Source organism: Streptomyces sp. WMMC1477, assembly GCF_027460245.1.
Classification (GTDB): Bacteria; Actinomycetota; Actinomycetes; order Streptomycetales; family Streptomycetaceae; genus Streptomyces.
Map to the genome: position 1 here is coordinate 395,616 of NZ_JAPZBD010000003.1, position 16,885 is coordinate 412,500.

At 71.4% G+C, this 16,885-nt stretch carries 11 protein-coding genes, 2 rRNA genes and 1 pseudogene (1 of these 14 running past the window's edge); 2 read left to right on the forward strand and 12 right to left on the reverse strand.

Annotation, left to right across the window (positions count from 1 at the left end):
* Nucleotides 1–19: 19 nt before the first annotated feature.
* On the reverse strand, nucleotides 20–673 hold the full coding sequence (locus tag O7609_RS02220) for an NUDIX domain-containing protein (RefSeq protein ID WP_269743000.1): 654 nt from the start codon (nucleotides 671–673) through the stop codon (nucleotides 20–22).
* Nucleotides 670–2,319, reverse strand: a complete 1,650-nt coding sequence (locus O7609_RS02225) for a CTP synthase (RefSeq protein ID WP_269733216.1) — start codon at nucleotides 2,317–2,319, stop codon at nucleotides 670–672. Before O7609_RS02225 ends, O7609_RS02220 begins: the two co-directional genes overlap by 4 nt.
* A gap of 407 nt (nucleotides 2,320–2,726) precedes the next feature.
* On the opposite strand from O7609_RS02225, the gene O7609_RS02230 reads away from it, so the two are divergent.
* Nucleotides 2,727–4,535, forward strand: coding sequence for a glycoside hydrolase family 15 protein (locus O7609_RS02230; protein ID WP_269733217.1), 1,809 nt, complete (start codon nucleotides 2,727–2,729; stop codon nucleotides 4,533–4,535).
* An 81-nt stretch (nucleotides 4,536–4,616) separates the two neighbouring features.
* On the opposite strand, the gene O7609_RS02235 is transcribed toward O7609_RS02230, so the two are convergent.
* The 6 genes from O7609_RS02235 to O7609_RS02260 form a co-directional block, all read right to left on the reverse strand.
* A complete protein-coding gene (locus tag O7609_RS02235; protein WP_269733218.1) occupies nucleotides 4,617–5,762 on the reverse strand; it encodes a glycosyltransferase family 4 protein in 1,146 nt (381 codons plus the stop codon).
* 8 nt (nucleotides 5,763–5,770) lie between these two features.
* On the reverse strand, nucleotides 5,771–7,522 hold the full coding sequence (recN, locus tag O7609_RS02240) for a DNA repair protein RecN (RefSeq protein WP_269743001.1): 1,752 nt from the start codon (nucleotides 7,520–7,522) through the stop codon (nucleotides 5,771–5,773).
* 106 nt (nucleotides 7,523–7,628) lie between these two features.
* Nucleotides 7,629–8,561 (reverse strand): NAD kinase, encoded by a 933-nt coding sequence (locus O7609_RS02245; protein ID WP_269733220.1) that lies wholly within the window; start codon nucleotides 8,559–8,561, stop codon nucleotides 7,629–7,631.
* Nucleotides 8,558–9,379, reverse strand: coding sequence for a TlyA family RNA methyltransferase (locus O7609_RS02250; RefSeq protein WP_269733221.1), 822 nt, complete (start codon nucleotides 9,377–9,379; stop codon nucleotides 8,558–8,560). The genes O7609_RS02245 and O7609_RS02250 overlap by 4 nt, the downstream gene beginning before the upstream one ends.
* 7 nt (nucleotides 9,380–9,386) lie before the next feature.
* Nucleotides 9,387–9,758 carry a hypothetical protein gene (locus O7609_RS02255; protein ID WP_269733222.1) on the reverse strand — a complete coding sequence of 124 codons (372 nt, stop codon included), beginning with the start codon at nucleotides 9,756–9,758 and terminating at the stop codon, nucleotides 9,387–9,389.
* Nucleotides 9,759–9,965: 207 nt separating this feature from the next.
* A complete protein-coding gene (locus O7609_RS02260; RefSeq protein ID WP_269733223.1) occupies nucleotides 9,966–10,988 on the reverse strand; it encodes an HAD hydrolase-like protein in 1,023 nt (340 codons plus the stop codon).
* Between the two features lie 105 nt (nucleotides 10,989–11,093).
* Here O7609_RS02260 and O7609_RS02265 point away from each other — a divergent pair, with 105 nt between their 5' ends.
* Complete coding sequence (locus O7609_RS02265) at nucleotides 11,094–12,350, forward strand: DUF1015 domain-containing protein (RefSeq protein WP_269733224.1); 1,257 nt, start codon at nucleotides 11,094–11,096, stop codon at nucleotides 12,348–12,350.
* A 70-nt stretch (nucleotides 12,351–12,420) separates the two neighbouring features.
* Here the strand turns inward: O7609_RS02265 and O7609_RS02270 are convergent, their stop codons facing one another.
* The 4 genes and pseudogenes from O7609_RS02270 to O7609_RS02285 form a co-directional block, all read right to left on the reverse strand.
* Nucleotides 12,421–13,257 (reverse strand): hypothetical protein, encoded by an 837-nt coding sequence (locus tag O7609_RS02270; RefSeq protein ID WP_443072224.1) that lies wholly within the window; start codon nucleotides 13,255–13,257, stop codon nucleotides 12,421–12,423.
* Nucleotides 13,258–13,272: 15 nt separating this feature from the next.
* A pseudogene (locus O7609_RS24675) lies at nucleotides 13,273–13,935 on the reverse strand (hypothetical protein); the annotation flags it as partial.
* 348 nt (nucleotides 13,936–14,283) lie between these two features.
* A 5S ribosomal RNA gene (gene rrf, locus O7609_RS02280) occupies nucleotides 14,284–14,400 on the reverse strand.
* Between the two features lie 127 nt (nucleotides 14,401–14,527).
* Nucleotides 14,528–16,885: ribosomal RNA gene (locus O7609_RS02285) — 23S ribosomal RNA — on the reverse strand (it continues 769 nt past the right edge of the window).

Genomic DNA, 16,885 nt, shown 5'->3' on the forward strand with positions numbered 1-16,885 from the left:
GGAACCGCGCGAGCGCGGCTCAGGCGGGGTACGGCCGGGCCGGCCAGGGCGCGTCGGCCGGACGCAGCCCGGCCACGCCCCCGCCCGCCCGCGCCGCGCTCAGCGCGAGCACGCCGAGCGCCAGGATGCCGTTGTGCAGCTCACCCTCCAGGACACCGCGGACCAGCGTGGTCAGCGGCACGCGGGCCAGCTCCATGTCGGCCTCCTCCTCCAGCGCCTCGTAGCGCTCGCCCTCGGCCGCCGACAGCTCCCGCGCCAGGAAGATCCGCACCGCCTCGTCGGAGCCGCCGGGGCTGGTGTAGACGTCGGTGAGGACGTGCCAGTCCTCCGCCTTGACGTGCGCCTCCTCGTACAGCTCGCGCTGGGCGGCGTGCAGCGGGTTCTCGCCCGGGACGTCCAGCAGCCCGGCCGGGAGCTCCCAGAGGCGGTGCCGCACCGGGTGCCGGTACTGCTTCAGCACCAGCACCCGGTCCGTCTCGTCCAGCGCCAGCACGGCGACGGAGCCGGGGTGCGTCTGGTAGTCGCGCCCCGTGGTGCCGCCGTCGGGCATGACGACCTCGTCCGTGCGGACACCCGTCTTGTGCCCGGTGAACGGCACCGAGGTGGCGGTGACCCGCCACTGCTCGGGGCTGTCGCACAGCGGGCCGGCGGGACCGGCCGGAACGCCGGTCACCGGGACCCCTGCTGCCGCTCGACGGCGGCCTTGACCAGGCCGGCGAAGAGCGGGTGCGGCCGAGTCGGACGCGACCGCAGCTCGGGGTGGGCCTGGGTGGCGACGAGGTACGGGTGGACCTCGCGCGGGTACTCGACGTACTCGACGAGCTTGTTGTCGGGCGAGGTGCCGGAGAACACCACCTGCGCCTTCTCCAGCTCACCGCGGTAGGCGTTGTTGACCTCGTAGCGGTGGCGGTGGCGTTCCTCGACGTAGGGCTCCCCGCCGTAGACCTCGCGCACGATCGAGCCCTCGGCGAGCTTCGCCGGGTAGAGGCCCAGCCGCATCGTCCCGCCCATGTCGCCCTCACCGGCGACGATGTCGAGTTGCTCGGCCATCGTGGAGATCACCGGGTGAGGAGTCCCGGAGTCGAACTCGGTGGAGTTGGCGCCCTCGATCCCGGCCAGGTTGCGGGCGGCCTCGATGACGATGCACTGCAGGCCCAGGCACAGACCGAGCAGCGGGATGCGGTTCTCACGGGCGTAGCGGATCGCCGTCAGCTTGCCCTCCACCCCGCGCTCGCCGAAGCCGCCGGGGATGCAGACGGCGTCCACGTCGCCCAGGAGCCGCTCGGCGCCGCCGGGCGCGCCGCACTCGTCGGAGGTGACCCACTTGATCTTGACCCGGGTGCGGTTGGCGAAGCCGCCCGCCCGCAGCGCCTCCGTCACGGAGAGGTAGGCGTCGGGCAGGTCGATGTACTTGCCGACGAGGGCGACCGTCACCTCGTGGTCGGGCTCGTGGACGCGGCCGAGCAGGTCGTCCCACTGCGTCCAGTCCACGTCGCGGAACGGCAGGTCGAGGCGGCGGACGACGTAGGCGTCCAGCCCCTCGGCGTGCAGCACCTTGGGGATGTCGTAGATCGACTTGGCGTCCATGGCGGCGACGACGGCGGCCTCGTCCACGTCGCACATCAGCGAGATCTTGCGTTTGATCGCCGTGGGCACCTCGCGGTCGGCGCGCAGGACGATCGCGTCGGGCTGGATGCCGATGTTGCGCAGGGCGGCCACGGAGTGCTGCGTCGGCTTGGTCTTCAGCTCGCCGGAGGGCCCGATGTAGGGCAGCAGCGAGATGTGGACGACGAAGACGTTGTCCCGGCCGACCTCGTGCCGGACCTGGCGCACGGCCTCCAGGAACGGCAGCGACTCGATGTCGCCGACGGTCCCGCCGACCTCGGTGATGACGACGTCGACGTCCTCGGTGGCCAGGCGGCGGATGCGGTGCTTGATCTCGTTCGTGATGTGCGGAATCACCTGGACGGTGTCGCCGAGGTAGTCGCCGCGCCGCTCCTTGGCGATCACCGAGGAGTAGATCTGGCCGGTGGTGACGTTGGCGGTACCGTCGAGGTCCACGTCGAGGAAGCGCTCGTAGTGGCCGATGTCCAGGTCGGTCTCGGCGCCGTCGTTGGTGACGAACACCTCGCCGTGCTGGAAGGGGTTCATCGTGCCCGGGTCGACGTTGAGGTACGGGTCCAGCTTCTGCATGGTGACCCGCAGGCCGCGGGCCTTGAGAAGCGCGCCGAGGCTGGAAGCGGTCAGGCCCTTGCCGAGCGAGGAGGCGACACCCCCGGTGACGAAGAGGTGCTTGGTCGTCAAGGATTTGGGCGGCATGGCCAAAGGGGGGCTCCCGTGGTCGCGAGGTGAGGTGCTCAACGCCACCCACCGGACGAATCGGGGGTACGGCTGCTGAGGTGCTGCTGCTGGGGTTGGGGGCCCTGTCACTGGCGGACTCGGCACCCTCCGCTCCACGGGCTACCAGGGTATCAGCCGAGCGGACCCCGCGACGTGCGGCCATCGTGCACGTCGGACGCGGAGGCGTCACTTCCGCTTCACGGCTCCACCACCGGTCGCCCCACGGTCCAGCACGAAGTCCGACGATGTGACCGGACAGCGGAAGTCGGCCTATCGTGACGACTGGGCGGTACTGCCGCCCAGCGTCGTATGCTGCCTGGATATTCGCTGGGCAGGAGTAGAGATCCGTGCGTCCCACGGGGGGGCGTGACGCCGTTCGACTGGAGATGCCTGTGGCCGGGCGCATCGAGGACTACGCACTCATCGGGGACATGCAGACGGCTGCCCTGATCGGGCGCGACGGCACGGCCGACTGGCTGTGCCTGCCCCGTTTCGACTCCCACGCCATCTTCGCCGGGCTGCTGGGCACCGAGGAGAACGGCTTCTGGCGGCTGGGCCCGACGCCGCTGGGCGGTGAGGAGCCCCGCCCGGCCGACCGCCGCCGCTACCGGGGCGACTCGCTGGTCCTCGAGTCGGAGTGGGACACCGACCGCGGCACCGTCCGGGTCATCGACTTCATGCCGCCCCGTGACGGCGCGCCGCAGCTCGTGCGGATCGTCGAGGGTGTCAGCGGCCGCGTGCGCATGACCTCCGCGCTGCGCATGCGCTTCTCCTACGGCTGGGTCGTGCCCTGGGTCCACAAGATCGACCACCGCACCGTCGCGGTCGCCGGCCCCGACTCCGTCTGGCTGGACACCGAGGCCGAGACGTACGGCAAGGACCTGACGACGTACTCCGACTTCACCGTCGCCCCCGGCGAACGGGTGGCCTTCACCATCAGCTGGCAGGCCTCGCACCTGAAGCCCCCGCCCTACCCCGAGCCCGACGTCGCGCTGGAGAACACCGAGGAGTTCTGGCGGGACTGGGTCGCGCACTGCACCTACCACGGCCCCTACCGCGAGCCCGTCATCCGCTCGCTCATCACACTCAAGGCCCTCACCTACGCCCCGACCGGCGGCATCGTCGCCGCCCCCACGACCTCGCTGCCCGAGGACATCGGCGGCGTCCGCAACTGGGACTACCGCTTCACGTGGCTGCGGGACGCCGCGATCACCCTCTCCTCCCTGCTGCGCACCGGCTACCGGGACGAGGCCCGGGCGTGGCGCGAGTGGCTGCTGCGCGCCGTCGCCGGCGACCCGGAGAACCTGCAGATCATGTACGGCATCGCGGGCGAGCGCGAACTGGGTGAGACGGAGCTGACCTGGCTGCCCGGCTACGAGGGCTCCACCCCGGTCCGGGTCGGCAACGGGGCGGCCGGACAGCTCCAGCTCGACGTCTACGGCGAGGTCACCGAGGCCCTGCACCTCGCCCACATGACCGGGCTGGCCCGCAACGACTACGCGAGCCTGCTCCAGCTCAAGCTGATCCGGTACCTGGAGGACCACTGGGACGAGCCGGACGAGGGCATCTGGGAGGTCCGCGGGCCGCGCCGGCACTTCGTCCACTCGAAGGTCATGGCCTGGGTGGCGGTGGACCGCACGGTCAAGCTCATTGAGTCCGGTGAGGTGGACGGCCCCCTGGAGCGCTGGCGCGACCTGCGCGACGAGATCCACCGCACGGTGTGCGAGAAGGGCTACGACAAGGAGCGCAACACCTTCACCCAGTCCTACGGCTCCCAGGAGCTGGACGCCTCGCTGCTCCTCATCCCGCAGATGGGCTTCCTGCCGCCGGACGACAAGCGCGTCATCGGCACCATCGAGGCCATCCAGCGCGAGCTGTCCACCGACGACGGCTTCGTGATGCGCTATCCGACGGCCGGCGCCACCCCGGGGGTGGACGGGCTGGAGGGCGACGAGGGCGCATTCCTCGCGTGCTCGTTCTGGCTCGCCGACGACCTCGCCATGATCGGCCGGGTGGACGAGGCGCGGCAGCTGTTCGAAAAGCTGCTCTCCCTCCGCAACGACCTCGGGCTGCTCGCCGAGGAGTGGGACCCGAAGCTGAAGCGGCAGGTCGGCAACTTCCCGCAGGCGTTCAGCCATGTGCCGCTGATCGACACCGCGCTGCGGCTGACGGCGTCCGGCGCCTACGGCGGCTGACGCCGCCCGCAGCCCTGCGCTGACGCAACCCGCGCCCCGCAACGGGGGCGCCGGGCAGCCCAGCGCCCCCGTGCGGACCGCTCACCAGCGCGCGACCGCGCCAGCCAACTCGTCGTAGACGCTGAGCACATGCGCGACCGTCGTGTCCTCCGTCGGCCACCGGCCCGCCCGTTCGCGCCCTGCCGCCGTGAGCCGCTCGCGCAGCTCCGGATCGGTCAGCAACGCCTCGACGGCCTCCGTGAGCGCCCCGGCGGCGCCGTAGGGCACCAGCAGCGCCGCATCGCCGACGAGGTCGGCCAGGCCGCCCGCCCGGGTGGCGACCAGCGGCACGCCCGAGCGCAGGGCCTCCTGGGCCAGCAGGCTCCGCCCGGGACGCCGACCGCCGAGGACGGCCACGTCGGCGGCGGCCAGCAGCGTCAGCGCGTCCTCCCGCCGCCCGAGGAGCACCACAGGGAGTCCCTCGCCGTGCACCCGGCGCTGGACGGCCGCCTGCTCGGGCCCGGCGCCGACGAGGGCCACCAACGGCGGTGCCGCCCGCCGGCCCCAGGCCGCGGCCGCGGTGAGCAGGGCGTCGAGACCCCGGTCCGAGACGAGCCGCCCGACGGCCACGACGAGCGGCCGGTCCAGGGCACCGAGTTCCGCGCGTGCCTTGTCCAGCGCCGTCTCCTCCACCCCGCCCCCGGGCGCCAGCGCGGGCAGCGCCACGGGCGCCAGCCGGGCGTCCCGGGCCCCGTGCTCGCGGGCCGCCGCCACCAGCTCCGGAGTCGCGCCGAGCACGAGCCGCGCCGCGCGGACCACCCGGCGCTCCAGCAGCCGCGTCAGCGGAGCGGCCGCACCGCCCGAGTCCCCGCGCGTGTGCCAGCTCACCACCAGCGGGACGCGCCCACGGCCGCGCAGGGCGAGGGAGGCGAGCAGCCCGGCACGCATCCCGTGTGCGTGCACCAGGTCGGCGTCGGCGCTGACCGAGCGCAGCAGCGCGACGGCCTGGGCCCGGTGGCGTACCGACAGGGGCGCGAAGTGGGCGCCGACGGACGTGAACCGGTAGCACCGCTCGGCTCCTCGCGGGGCGCAGACGGTGACCCGTACGCCCCGGGCGGCCAGCCCGGCGGCGAGCGAGCGCACGTGGACGCCGGTGCCCAGGCTGTCCCCGCCGAGCACCTGGACGGTGCGCCAGGGCAGCCCCGCCCGCGGCTCGGCGTCGGTTCCGGGCTCGGTTCCGGGTTCCACCGGGGGCCTCAGCCGTCCGCCCGCGCCGCGGCGAGCAGCTCCTCGGCGTGGGCCCGGGCGAGTTCGGAGTCCTCCTGGCCGGCCAGCATCCGGGACAGCTCGCGGACGCGCTCCTCGCCGTCCAGCCGCTGGACGCCACTGCGCGTGACCGAGCCCTCGCTGGTCTTGCGCACGGCCAGGTGGCGGTCGGCGAAGGCGGCCACCTGCGGCAGATGCGTGACGACGACGACCTGGGCGCCGCGGGCCAGCCGGGCGAGGCGGCGCCCCACCTCGACGGCCGCCTTGCCGCCGACGCCCGCGTCGACCTCGTCGAACAGATAGGTGGGTACCGGGTCCGAACCGGCGAAGACCACCTCGACGGCGAGCATCACCCGGGAGAGTTCACCGCCGGAGGCCCCCTTGGCGATGGGCCGGGGTGGTGCTCCGGGGTGCGGCGCGAGCAGCAGCTCCACCTCGTCGGTGCCGTGCGGACCGAAGGCGACGGCCCGGCCGTCCACCTCGATGCCCTCCGGGTCCTCGGTACGGCGCAGCGCGAAGGAGACGCGGGCGTGCGGCATGGCCAGTTCGGCCAGCTCCGCGGTGACGGCGTCGGCGAACCGCTTGGCGGCGTCCTGCCGTGCCTGGGTGAGCAGCAGGGCGAGCCGGGAGAGGTCGGCGCGCAGCGCGTCGCGTTCGGCGGTGAGCTCGCCGATCCGGTCGTCGTCGCCGTCCAGCTCGGCGAGCCGGGCTGCGCCGTTCTCCGCCCAGGCCAGGACGGCGGCGATGTCGCCCCCGGTGCCGCCGTACTTGCGGGTGAGCTGGGTGAGCGCGGCGCGGCGCTCCTCGACGGCGGACAGCCGCAGCGGGTCGGCCTCCAGGTCGTCGGCGTATCCGGCGAGTTCGCCGGCGACGTCGGCGAGAAGGATCTGGACCTCGCCGAGCCGGTCGGCGAGCTGGGCCAGAGCGGGATCGTGGGCCCGTACCCCGTCGAGGGAGCGGTGGGCCGCGGCCACCAGCGCGGCCGCGTCCACGGACTCCGGGTCGGCCGCGTCACCGGCGAGCGCCCCGTGGGCGAGCGCGGCGGCGGAGGCCAGCGCCTCGGCGTGCCCGAGCCGTTCGGCCTCGGCGGCCAGTTCGGCGTCCTCCCCGGCGCGCGCCTCGGCGGCGGCGACCTCGTCGAGGCCGAAGCGCAGCAGGTCGGCCTCCTGGGCGCGCTCGCGGGCACGGGTGGTCAGCTCCTCCAGCCGGGCGCTGACGGTGCGCAGCCGGCGGTAGGTCTCGCTCCAGTCGGCCAGCGGACCGGCGACCGCGTCCCCGGCGAACCGGTCGAGTGCCTGCCGCTGGCGGGCCGGGTGCAGCAGGCCCTGCTGGTCGGTCTGGCCGTGCACGGCGACAAGCTCGTCGCTCAGCTCGCCGAGCAGGCCCACGGGCACGGAACGGCCGCCGACGTGGGCGCGGGAGCGGCCCTCGGCGGAGACGGTACGGGTGACGAGCAGGGCGCCCTCGTCCAGCTCGGCGCCCGCCTCGGCGGCGCGCCGGGCCACGGCACCGTCCTCGGGGACGGCGATGCGGCCCTCGACCACCGCCGCCCTGGCGCCGGCCCTGACCAGCCCCGCGTCCGCCCGTCCGCCCAGCAGCAGCCCGAGGCTGGTGACGACCATCGTCTTCCCGGCACCCGTCTCGCCCGTCACCGCGGTGAAGCCGGGAGACAGTTCGAAGGCGGCGTCGTCGATCACGCCCAGGGCCTGGATCCGCATCTCCTCCAACACGGGTACGACCATACGCGGTCGGCCGCGTGCGGCGGTTCCGGTGGGCGGTGATTCCGGCAGGGGCGCGCCGCGCACCCGGCCTGTCGCCGGGCTGGCGCGGGGTTTCCCGGCCCCCGTCTCAGTGCGGCGCGCCGCGCCAGCCGGCCACCGGCAGGGCGAACTTGGCGACCAAGCGGTCGGTGAACAGGGCGTGGTGGAGGCGGGCCAGCCGGACGGGGACGGCACCGCGGCGCACCTCGACACGGGCGCCCGCGGGCAGTTCCACCGTCCGGCGGCCGTCGCACCACAACACGCCGTTGGGCGTCTGCGGCTGCACCTCGACGGCCAGAACCGAGGCCGGGGAGGTCACCAGCGGCTTGGCGAACAGCGCGTGGGCGCTGATGGGCACCATGAGGAGGGCCTCCACCTCGGGCCAGACGACCGGGCCGCCGGCGGAGAAGGCGTAGGCGGTGGAGCCGGTGGGGGTGGCGCACACGACGCCGTCGCCGCCGAAGCGGGAGACCGGGCGGCCGTCGACCTCGGTGACGACCTCCAGCATGCGTTCGCGGGCCGCCTTCTCGACCGAGGCCTCGTTGAGGGCCCAGTCGGTGTAGACGGGTTCGCCGTCGCTGCCGCCGTTGCGCACGAGGACGTCGATCGTCATGCGCTCCTCGACCTCGTAGTCCCGGGCCACGACCCGCTTGACGACGCGGTCGAGGTCGTCCCGCTCGGCCTCGGCGAGGAAGCCGACGCGGCCGAGGTTGACGCCCAGCATGGGCACCCCGGAGGCGCGGGCGAACTCGGCGCCGCGCAGCAGGGTGCCGTCACCGCCGAGGACGACGAGCAGTTCGCACTCGTTCAGCAGGTCCTCGCCCGGGTCCACGGCCTCCACGGCCGCGGGCAGCGGCAGATCGCGCGCCTCGTCGGCCAGCACCCGTACGCCGATGCCGTGCCGCAGCAGCCCCTGGACGAGGAGTTCGGCGCTGCGCACGGCCGCCGGCCGCCCGGTGTGGGCGAGCAGGAAGACGGTGCGTCGCGGTGCCGGGTCGCTCTCGCTGGTCACGGTCGTCACTGGGGCCCCTCCGCCACGGCTCGGTCGACGTCGGCCGGGTCGAGGTCGGGTGCCCCGGCACGCAGCCACAAGAAGTATTCGACATTGCCGGAGGGTCCGGGCAGGGGGCTGGCCATGACGCCGAGCACGCCGAGACCGTGAGCCGCCGCCTGCCCGGCCACGGTGCGCACCGCCTCCGCCCGCAACTGCGGGCTGCGCACGACGCCACCGCTGCCGAGCCGTTCGCGGCCGACCTCGAACTGGGGTTTGACCATGAGCACGAGGTCGGCGTCCGGGGCGGCGCAGTCGACGAGGGCGGGCAGCACAAGCCCCAGCGGGATGAAGGACAGGTCGCCGACGACGAGGCCGGCCCGCTCCCCGTCGAGCGTCCCCGGGGTGAGCTCACGCACGTTGGTGCGGTCCTTGACGACGACGCGTTCGTCGGCCTGGAGAGACCAGGCGAGCTGGCCGTATCCGACGTCGACCGCGAACACCTTGCGGGCGCCCGCGCGCAGCAGCACGTCGGTGAAGCCGCCGGTGGAGGCGCCCGCGTCGAGGGCCGTGCGCCCGGTGACGGTCAGGCCCCGGGGGGTGAACGCGGCGAGCGCCCCGGCGAGTTTGTGGCCGCCGCGCGAGACGTAGTCGGGGTCGTCGTCGTCGGGGCGCACGACGATGGCGGCGCCCGTCTCGACCTGGGTCGCGGCCTTGGCGGCCGTCGCGCCGCCCACGGTGACCCGTCGGGCGGCGATGAGCTGGCCCGCGTGCTCACGCGAGCGCGCCAGTCTGCGGCGTACCAGTTCCGCGTCGAGTCGGGCTCGGCGAGGGCGTGTTGCGGCCACCTGAGGTTCAGCTCCCGGGTTCGTGCTGGTCCAACGCGGTCAGCGTGCTGCGCAGACCGTGGTGCACATCTTCGTACACGTCCAGATGGTCCGGGACGTCGAGCCGGTCGGTGTCGGCGAGACGCCGCAGGCCGGCATCCACCTCCGGGTGGCCGGTGGGCTGGACGACGACGCCGAGGGGGCGGGGCCCTCCCCCGGCCATGGCGGGCCCGGCGGGCTCCGCGGAACCGGGCTCCACGGCCTCGGGCTCGCGCACGCCCGGCTCGGGCGCCCCGGGCTCCGGCGCGGGGGCGGCCTCCGGGGGCCGCTCCGGCGCGGGGGCGGCCGACGGCCGGTGCGGTGCGCCGCCGGGAACGGCGGTCTCGTCCGTGCGCTCCATGGCCCCGACGCTACACGGCCGTACGCCTCCGGGCGGCCGGGACCACCAGCGGCGTTCCCGACTCCGGGCCCTCGATGACCCGGCAGCCCAGCTCCACCGCCGAGCACGACGGGCCGCCGGACCGATGACACCAGCCGCGCGTCACCCGGAGGTGCCGACCGCGGCTCCCTCTTCTGCTTCTTCGCCGCACACCTCCCGCGCTCCCGGCTACGGACCGAGGCGGGCGAGCGCCTTCTCCACGTCCAGGGCGCAGGCCCCGTCCCCCGCCGCCGTCCAGGCAGCGCCGCACAGGGCCCGCAGCCCGTCCAGCCGCTCCCCGTCGCCGTCGAGCGTCACCTCCTGCGCGGTGGCCCGCGCCGTCCAGCCACCACAGCGCCAGGCCCCGTCCTCCGGCACCGGCCGGGTGTGCGGCGTCAGCAGGCCGCGCAGGTCCGCCGCGACGAACGTCGGCCGGTGCTCGGGCCGGGCCCGCAGCAGCTGCGCCGCGTCACACACGCCCGTCAACACCAGCAGCGAGTCGACGCCACCGGCGTGCGCCCCCTCGATGTCGGTGTCGAGACGGTCCCCCACCACCAGCGGACGCCGGGCCCCGGTGCGCAGGATCGTCTCACGGTGCATCGGCGGCATCGGCTTGCCCGCCACCCGCGGCTCCGGAGCCTCCCGCATCCAGCGCGTGGCGATCCGCACCACCTCGACGGCCGCCCCGTTGCCCGGCGCTATGCCCCGGCCCGTCGGAATCGTCAGATCCGTGTTGGACGCGTACCAGGCCGCCCCCCGGCCCACCGCGAGCGCGGCCTCGGCCAGCCGCCCCCACGGGAGCTCCGGGCCGCCGTAGCCCTGGACCACGGCCACCGGCTCGTCCTCGGCCGACTCCACGAGCCGCAGACCCCGCTCGACGAGCGCCACCCGCAGCCCCTCGCCGCCGACGCACAGCACCCGCGCTCCCGGGTCCGTCTGTTCAGCCACCAGCCGCGCCACCGCCTGCGCGGAGGTGACGACCTCCACGGCCTCCGCGGCGACCCCGAGCTCCGTCAGGTGCTCAGCCACCGCCTCCGGGGTGCGGGAGGCGTTGTTCGTCACATACGCCAGCCGCATCCCCGCCGAGCGGGCCGCGGCCAGCGCCGGCACCGCGTGCCCCACGGCCCGCCCGCCCGCGTAGACGACGCCGTCCAGATCGAGCAGCGCCGTGTCGTACGCCGCGTGCAACGGCTCCCGGGACGATCGCAGCATGGGTGGGCCCCTCCTCCTGATCCTGTGCCCGCACCGGTCCTGTGCGGGCCCGGCCATTCTTCACCCCCGCCCCGGCGGTCTTGCCAAGCGGCTTAGCATGCAGGGATGCATGCTGCCGGTCTGCGCCTTCGCCCCTTCCGCGGTCTGCGCTACGCCCCCGAACGGGTCAGCAGCCTCGCCGCGGTCACCTCGCCGCCGTACGACGTCGTCGTCCGCCCGGACCAGCTGCACCAGCTGGAGACGGCCGACCCGTACAACATCGTCCGGCTGATCCTGCCGCAGACCGACGACCCCGAGGAACGCCACCGCAAGGCCGCCCAGACCCTGCGTGACTGGGAGGCCCAGGGCATCCTCACCCGGGACGAGCAGCCCGCCCTGTACGTCTACGAGCAGCGCAACGGCGAGACGCTCCAGCGCGGCCTCATCGGCGCCCTGCGGCTGTCCCCGGCCGAGGAGGGCGTCGTCCTGCCGCACGAGGACGTCATGCCCCAGGTCGTCGAGGACCGCCTCGCCCTCATGCGCGAGACCGCCGCCAACCTCGACCCCCTGCTCCTGTCGTACCGCGGCAACGGCACCGAGAGCGGCGCGACCGCCGTCATCGAGCGCGCCGCACAGCGCCCCCCGCTCCTCGCCACCACCACGAGCGACGGCGTCGCGCACCAGCTGTGGGCCGTCACCGACCCCTCCGAGATCGCCGAGGCCGACGCGGACCTCGCCCAGCGCCACGCCCTCATCGGCGACGGGCACCACCGCTGGGCCACCTACCTCCGGCTCCGCGACGAACACCCGGGCCGCCCCGCCTGGCAGCACGGCCTCGTCCTGCTCGTGGACACCCTGCGCTACCCGCTCCAGGTGAGCCCCATCCACCGGTTCCTCCCCGGGCTCAGCCCGCGGGCGGCGGTCGACGGCCTCGGCGACGCCTTCCGCGTCCGGCCACTCGACGGTCCGCTGTCCGCCGCACTCGCCGCCCTGGACGAGACCCCCGGCAACGCCTACGTCCTCAGCGGCGGGCCCGGCCACTTCCACCTCCTGGACCGCCCCGAGCCGAGGCTGATCAAGGAGGCCGTCCGCAGCGACCGCCCGGCCGCCTGGCGCGAACTGGACGCCACCGTCCTGCACTCCGTGCTCCTGGACACCGTGTGGGGCGTCCGGGACCGTCCGACGGACATCGGCTACCTGCACTCCGCCGAAGCCGCCGTCACCAAGGCCGCCCAGACCGGCGGCAGCGCCCTCCTCATGCGGGCCACCCCCGAGTCCACCGTGCTCGAACTCGCCGAACAGGGCGTGACGATGCCCCGCAAGTCCACCTCGTTCGGCCCCAAGCCGGCCACCGGGCTCGTCCTCCGCACCCTCGAGGACTAGGACCACACACACGCGTGGGCGGAACCCCCGCCTCAGGGTTCCGCCCACGCGTGTTCACCGGACGCGGCCCTCAGCTGTCGCCGTCCCGCCCCCGGTCCCGCTCGTCCACCTCGTTCCCGCCCGTGTCCCTACCCACGTCGGCTCCGGCGACGGTGTCCTCGTCGGCGACGTCCGCTACCGCGTCATCCGCGTCGGCGTAGTCCGCGTCGGCGTGCTCGTCGGCATCCTCGTCGTAGGCGTCCAGGAACTCGATGCCGTCCAGCTCGGCCAACCGGTCCGAGGCATCCGTCGATCCGCTCTGGTCCGCCTCCAGCGCCCTGGCGAACCACTCGCGGGCCTCAGCCTCGCGGCCGACCTCCAGCAGAGCGTCGGCGTAGGCGTAGCGCAACCGCGCGGACCACGGCTGCACCGAGCTCGAAGCCAGCTCCGGGCTCTGCAGCGTGACGACGGCCGCCTCGGCCTGGCCCATGTCACGCCGTGCCCCGGCCGCCACCAGGCGCATCTCCACCTGACCCGCCTTGTCCAGGCGCTGCACCTCCGGCTCCCCCGCCATCGCCAGCGCCTTCTCCGGACGGCCCATGCCCCGCTCGCAGTCGGCCATCACCGGCCACAGGTGCTGCGAGCCCGTCATCCGCCGAGCAGCGCGGAACTCCGCCAAGGCCTCGGCGTACTTCTCCGCGCCATACGCCGCGAACCCCATCGCCTCCCGAACGGCGGGGACGCGCGAGGCCAAACGCAGGGCGACCTTCGCATAGCCGTAGGCATGCTGCGGGTCCTCGTCCAGCGTCCGGGCCACCATCACCAGGTTCTTGGCCACGTCCTCGGCAAGCGTCTTCGGCAGGCTCATCAGCTCCTGGCGAACGTCCTTGTCGATCTCTTCACCGGTGACGTCCTCCGGGATGGGCAGCCGCCGCACCTGGTCACGCGGACGGTCGTCACGCCCGCGTCCGTACCCTTCCCCACGGCCGCGGTCGTCCCAGCGCGGCCCGCGCGGGCCACCGCCCCGGTAGCCGGCCCGGCCTCGGTCGTCCCGGCCCCGGTCGTCACGCCGGTCGGCACGGTCACGGCCCCCACCGTACGGTCGGCGCCCCCGGTCGTCCCGCCGGTCATCCCGGCGAAAGCCACGGTCGTCCCGCCGATCGTCGCGGCGAAAGCCGGGACGGTCATCACGGCGGAACTCCCGACGCTCGCCACCCCCACGCTCGCTCCGGTGCTCATCACGCCGCTCGCCTCGACGAAAACCCCCGCGATCGTCCCGACGGTCGTCGCCGCGGTACTCCGGCCGACGTCCACCGCCCGGCCGGAACTCACGGCGCTCCCCGCGCGCCTCGTCCCGACGACCATCGCGGCGGAAGTCCGGGCGGTCACCGCGCGGGCGGAACTCCCGACGGTCGTCTCCGCGCTGGTCCCGTCGGTCTCCCCGCGGCCCACGGTCCTCACCCCGGAAGCCGCCACGATCATCCCGGCGGTCGTCCCGCCGGAAGCCACGATCATCACGGCGGAAGCCACGGTCGTCCCGCCGATCATCACGGCGGAAACCACGATCATCCCGCCGATCATCACGGCGGAAACCACGATCATCCCGCCGATCATCACGGCGGAAACCACGATCATCCCGCCGATCATCACGGCGGAAACCACGATCATCCCGCCGATCATCACGATGACGGAAGCCCCCACGATCCCGGTCGTCGTCGCGGCGGGGACCGCGCGGCCCGCGGTCCCCGTGATCCCGTCGAAAGCCCTGCCGGCCCTCCCGACGATCGCCGCGTCCGAAGCCACCTTGGTCACGGCCACCAGCCTGTCGACGCGGCCGGTCAGGCCGCTCCTCCGAAGAATTGGACATCGAGGTGACTCCTTGCTCTCATGCGAAAAATAAAAAAGGACCGTTGGTCCCAGCGCGTCGCTGGGACCAACGGTCCTCTCAAAGATTGTTCGGCGGCGTCCTACTCTCCCACACGCTCCCGCATGCAGTACCATCGGCGCTGAAAGGCTTAGCTTCCGGGTTCGGAATGTGACCGGGCGTTCCCCTAACGCTATAACCACCGAAACCCTATCACCGCCATAATGGCGGAAATCTGACAAGGTCAGCGAACAAGCACTCTGTTCAGTTGATTCTCTTTACTCAACCGCAGGCTGTTTGCTGCCTGGGAGCTACACAGTGGACGCAAGCAACTATGGACAAGCCCTCGGCCTATTAGTACCGGTCAACTCCACCCATCACTGGGCTTCCATATCCGGCCTATCAACCCGGTCGTCTACCGGGAGCCTTACCCTCTCAAAGGAGGAGGGAGCCCTCATCTCGAAGCAGGCTTCCCGCTTAGATGCTTTCAGCGGTTATCCTTTCCGAACGTAGCCAACCAGCCATGCCCTTGGCAGAACAACTGGCACACCAGAGGTCCGTCCGTCCCGGTCCTCTCGTACTAGGGACAGCCCTTCTCAAGACTCCTACGCGCACAGCGGATAGGGACCGAACTGTCTCACGACGTTCTAAACCCAGCTCGCGTACCGCTTTAATGGGCGAACAGCCCAACCCTTGGGACCGACTCCAGCCCCAGGATGCGACGAGCCGACATCGAGGTGCCAAACCATCCCGTCGATATGGACTCTTGGGGAAGATCAGCCTGTTATCCCCGGGGTACCTTTTATCCGTTGAGCGACGGCGCTTCCACAAGCCACCGCCGGATCACTAGTCCCGACTTTCGTCCCTGCTCGACCCGTCAGTCTCACAGTCAAGCTCCCTTGTGCACTTACACTCACCACCTGATGACCAACCAGGCTGAGGGAACCTTTGGGCGCCTCCGTTACTCTTTAGGAGGCAACCGCCCCAGTTAAACTACCCACCAGACACTGTCCCTGATCCGGATCACGGACCCAGGTTAGACATCCAGCACGACCAGAGTGGTATTTCAACAACGACTCCACCACCACTAGCGTGATGACTTCACAGTCTCCCACCTATCCTACACAAGCCGAACCGAACACCAATATCAAGCTATAGTAAAGGTCCCGGGGTCTTTCCGTCCTGCTGCGCGAAACGAGCATCTTTACTCGTACTGCAATTTCACCGGGCCTATGGTTGAGACAGTCAAGAAGTCGTTACGCCATTCGTGCAGGTCGGAACTTACCCGACAAGGAATTTCGCTACCTTAGGATGGTTATAGTTACCACCGCCGTTTACTGGCGCTTAAGTTCTCAGCTTCGCCACGCCGAAACGCAGCTAACCGGTCCCCTTAACGTTCCAGCACCGGGCAGGCGTCAGTCCGTATACATCGCCTTACGGCTTCGCACGGACCTGTGTTTTTAGTAAACAGTCGCTTCTCGCTGGTCTCTGCGGCCACCCCCAGCTCACCCAGCACGTGGGATCACCAGAAGAGGCCCCCCTTCTCCCGAAGTTACGGGGGCATTTTGCCGAGTTCCTTAACCATAGTTCACCCGAACGCCTCGGTATTCTCTACCAGACCACCTGAGTCGGTTTAGGGTACGGGCCGCCATGAAACTCGCTAGAGGCTTTTCTCGACAGCATAGGATCATCCACTTCACCACAACGGCTCGGCATCAGGTCTCACCCACATAACGAGAGACGGATTTACCTACCTCTCGGGCTACACCCTTACCCCGGGACAACCACCGCCCGGGATGGACTACCTTCCTGCGTCACCCCATCACTCACCTACTACCCCCTCGGGTCAGCGGCTCCACCACACCCACCACACTCAAAGAGTCCAGCAGGGGGCTTCACGGCCTTAGCATCAGAAGATTCAGTGTTGGACGCTCCACAGCGGGTACCGGAATATCAACCGGTTATCCATCGACTACGCCTGTCGGCCTCGCCTTAGGCCCCGACTTACCCTGGGCAGATCAGCTTGACCCAGGAACCCTTAGTCAATCGGCGCAAGAGTTTCCCACTCTTGTATCGCTACTCATGCCTGCATTCTCACTCGTGAACCATCCACAACTACCTTACGGTGCTGCTTCACCCGGCACACGACGCTCCCCTACCCACCCACACACCCGTTAAGGCTACTATGTGAGTGACACGACTTCGGCGGTGTACTTGAGCCCCGCTACATTATCGGCGCGGAATCACTTGACCAGTGAGCTATTACGCACTCTTTCAAGGATGGCTGCTTCTAAGCCAACCTCCTGGTTGTCTCTGCGACTCCACATCCTTTCCCACTTAGCACACGCTTAGGGGCCTTAGTCGATGCTCTGGGCTGTTTCCCTCTCGACCATGGAGCTTATCCCCCACAGTCTCACTGCCGCGCTCTCACTTACCGGCATTCGGAGTTTGGCTAAGGTCAGTAACCCGGTAAGGCCCATCGCCTATCCAGTGCTCTACCTCCGGCAAGAAACACACGACGCTGCACCTAAATGCATTTCGGGGAGAACCAGCTATCACGGAGTTTGATTGGCCTTTCACCCCTAACCACAGGTCATCCCCCAGGTTTTCAACCCTGGTGGGTTCGGGCCTCCACGACCTCTTACAGCCGCTTCACCCTGCCCATGGCTAGATCACTCCGCTTCGGGTCTAG

Bases quoted from the DNA above. Each gene is read 5' to 3' on its own strand.
- O7609_RS02265 (WP_269733224.1), top strand. From the start codon at position 11,094: ATGCATGCTGCCGGTCTGCGCCTTCGCCCCTTCCGCGGTCTGCGCTAC.
- O7609_RS02255 (WP_269733222.1), bottom strand. From the start codon at position 9,758: ATGGAGCGCACGGACGAGACCGCCGTTCCCGGCGGCGCACCGCACCGG.
- recN (WP_269743001.1), bottom strand. From the start codon at position 7,522: ATGGTCGTACCCGTGTTGGAGGAGATGCGGATCCAGGCCCTGGGCGTG.
- O7609_RS02230 (WP_269733217.1), top strand. From the start codon at position 2,727: ATGCCTGTGGCCGGGCGCATCGAGGACTACGCACTCATCGGGGACATG.
- O7609_RS02225 (WP_269733216.1), bottom strand. From the start codon at position 2,319: ATGCCGCCCAAATCCTTGACGACCAAGCACCTCTTCGTCACCGGGGGT.
- O7609_RS02260 (WP_269733223.1), bottom strand. From the start codon at position 10,988: ATGCTGCGATCGTCCCGGGAGCCGTTGCACGCGGCGTACGACACGGCG.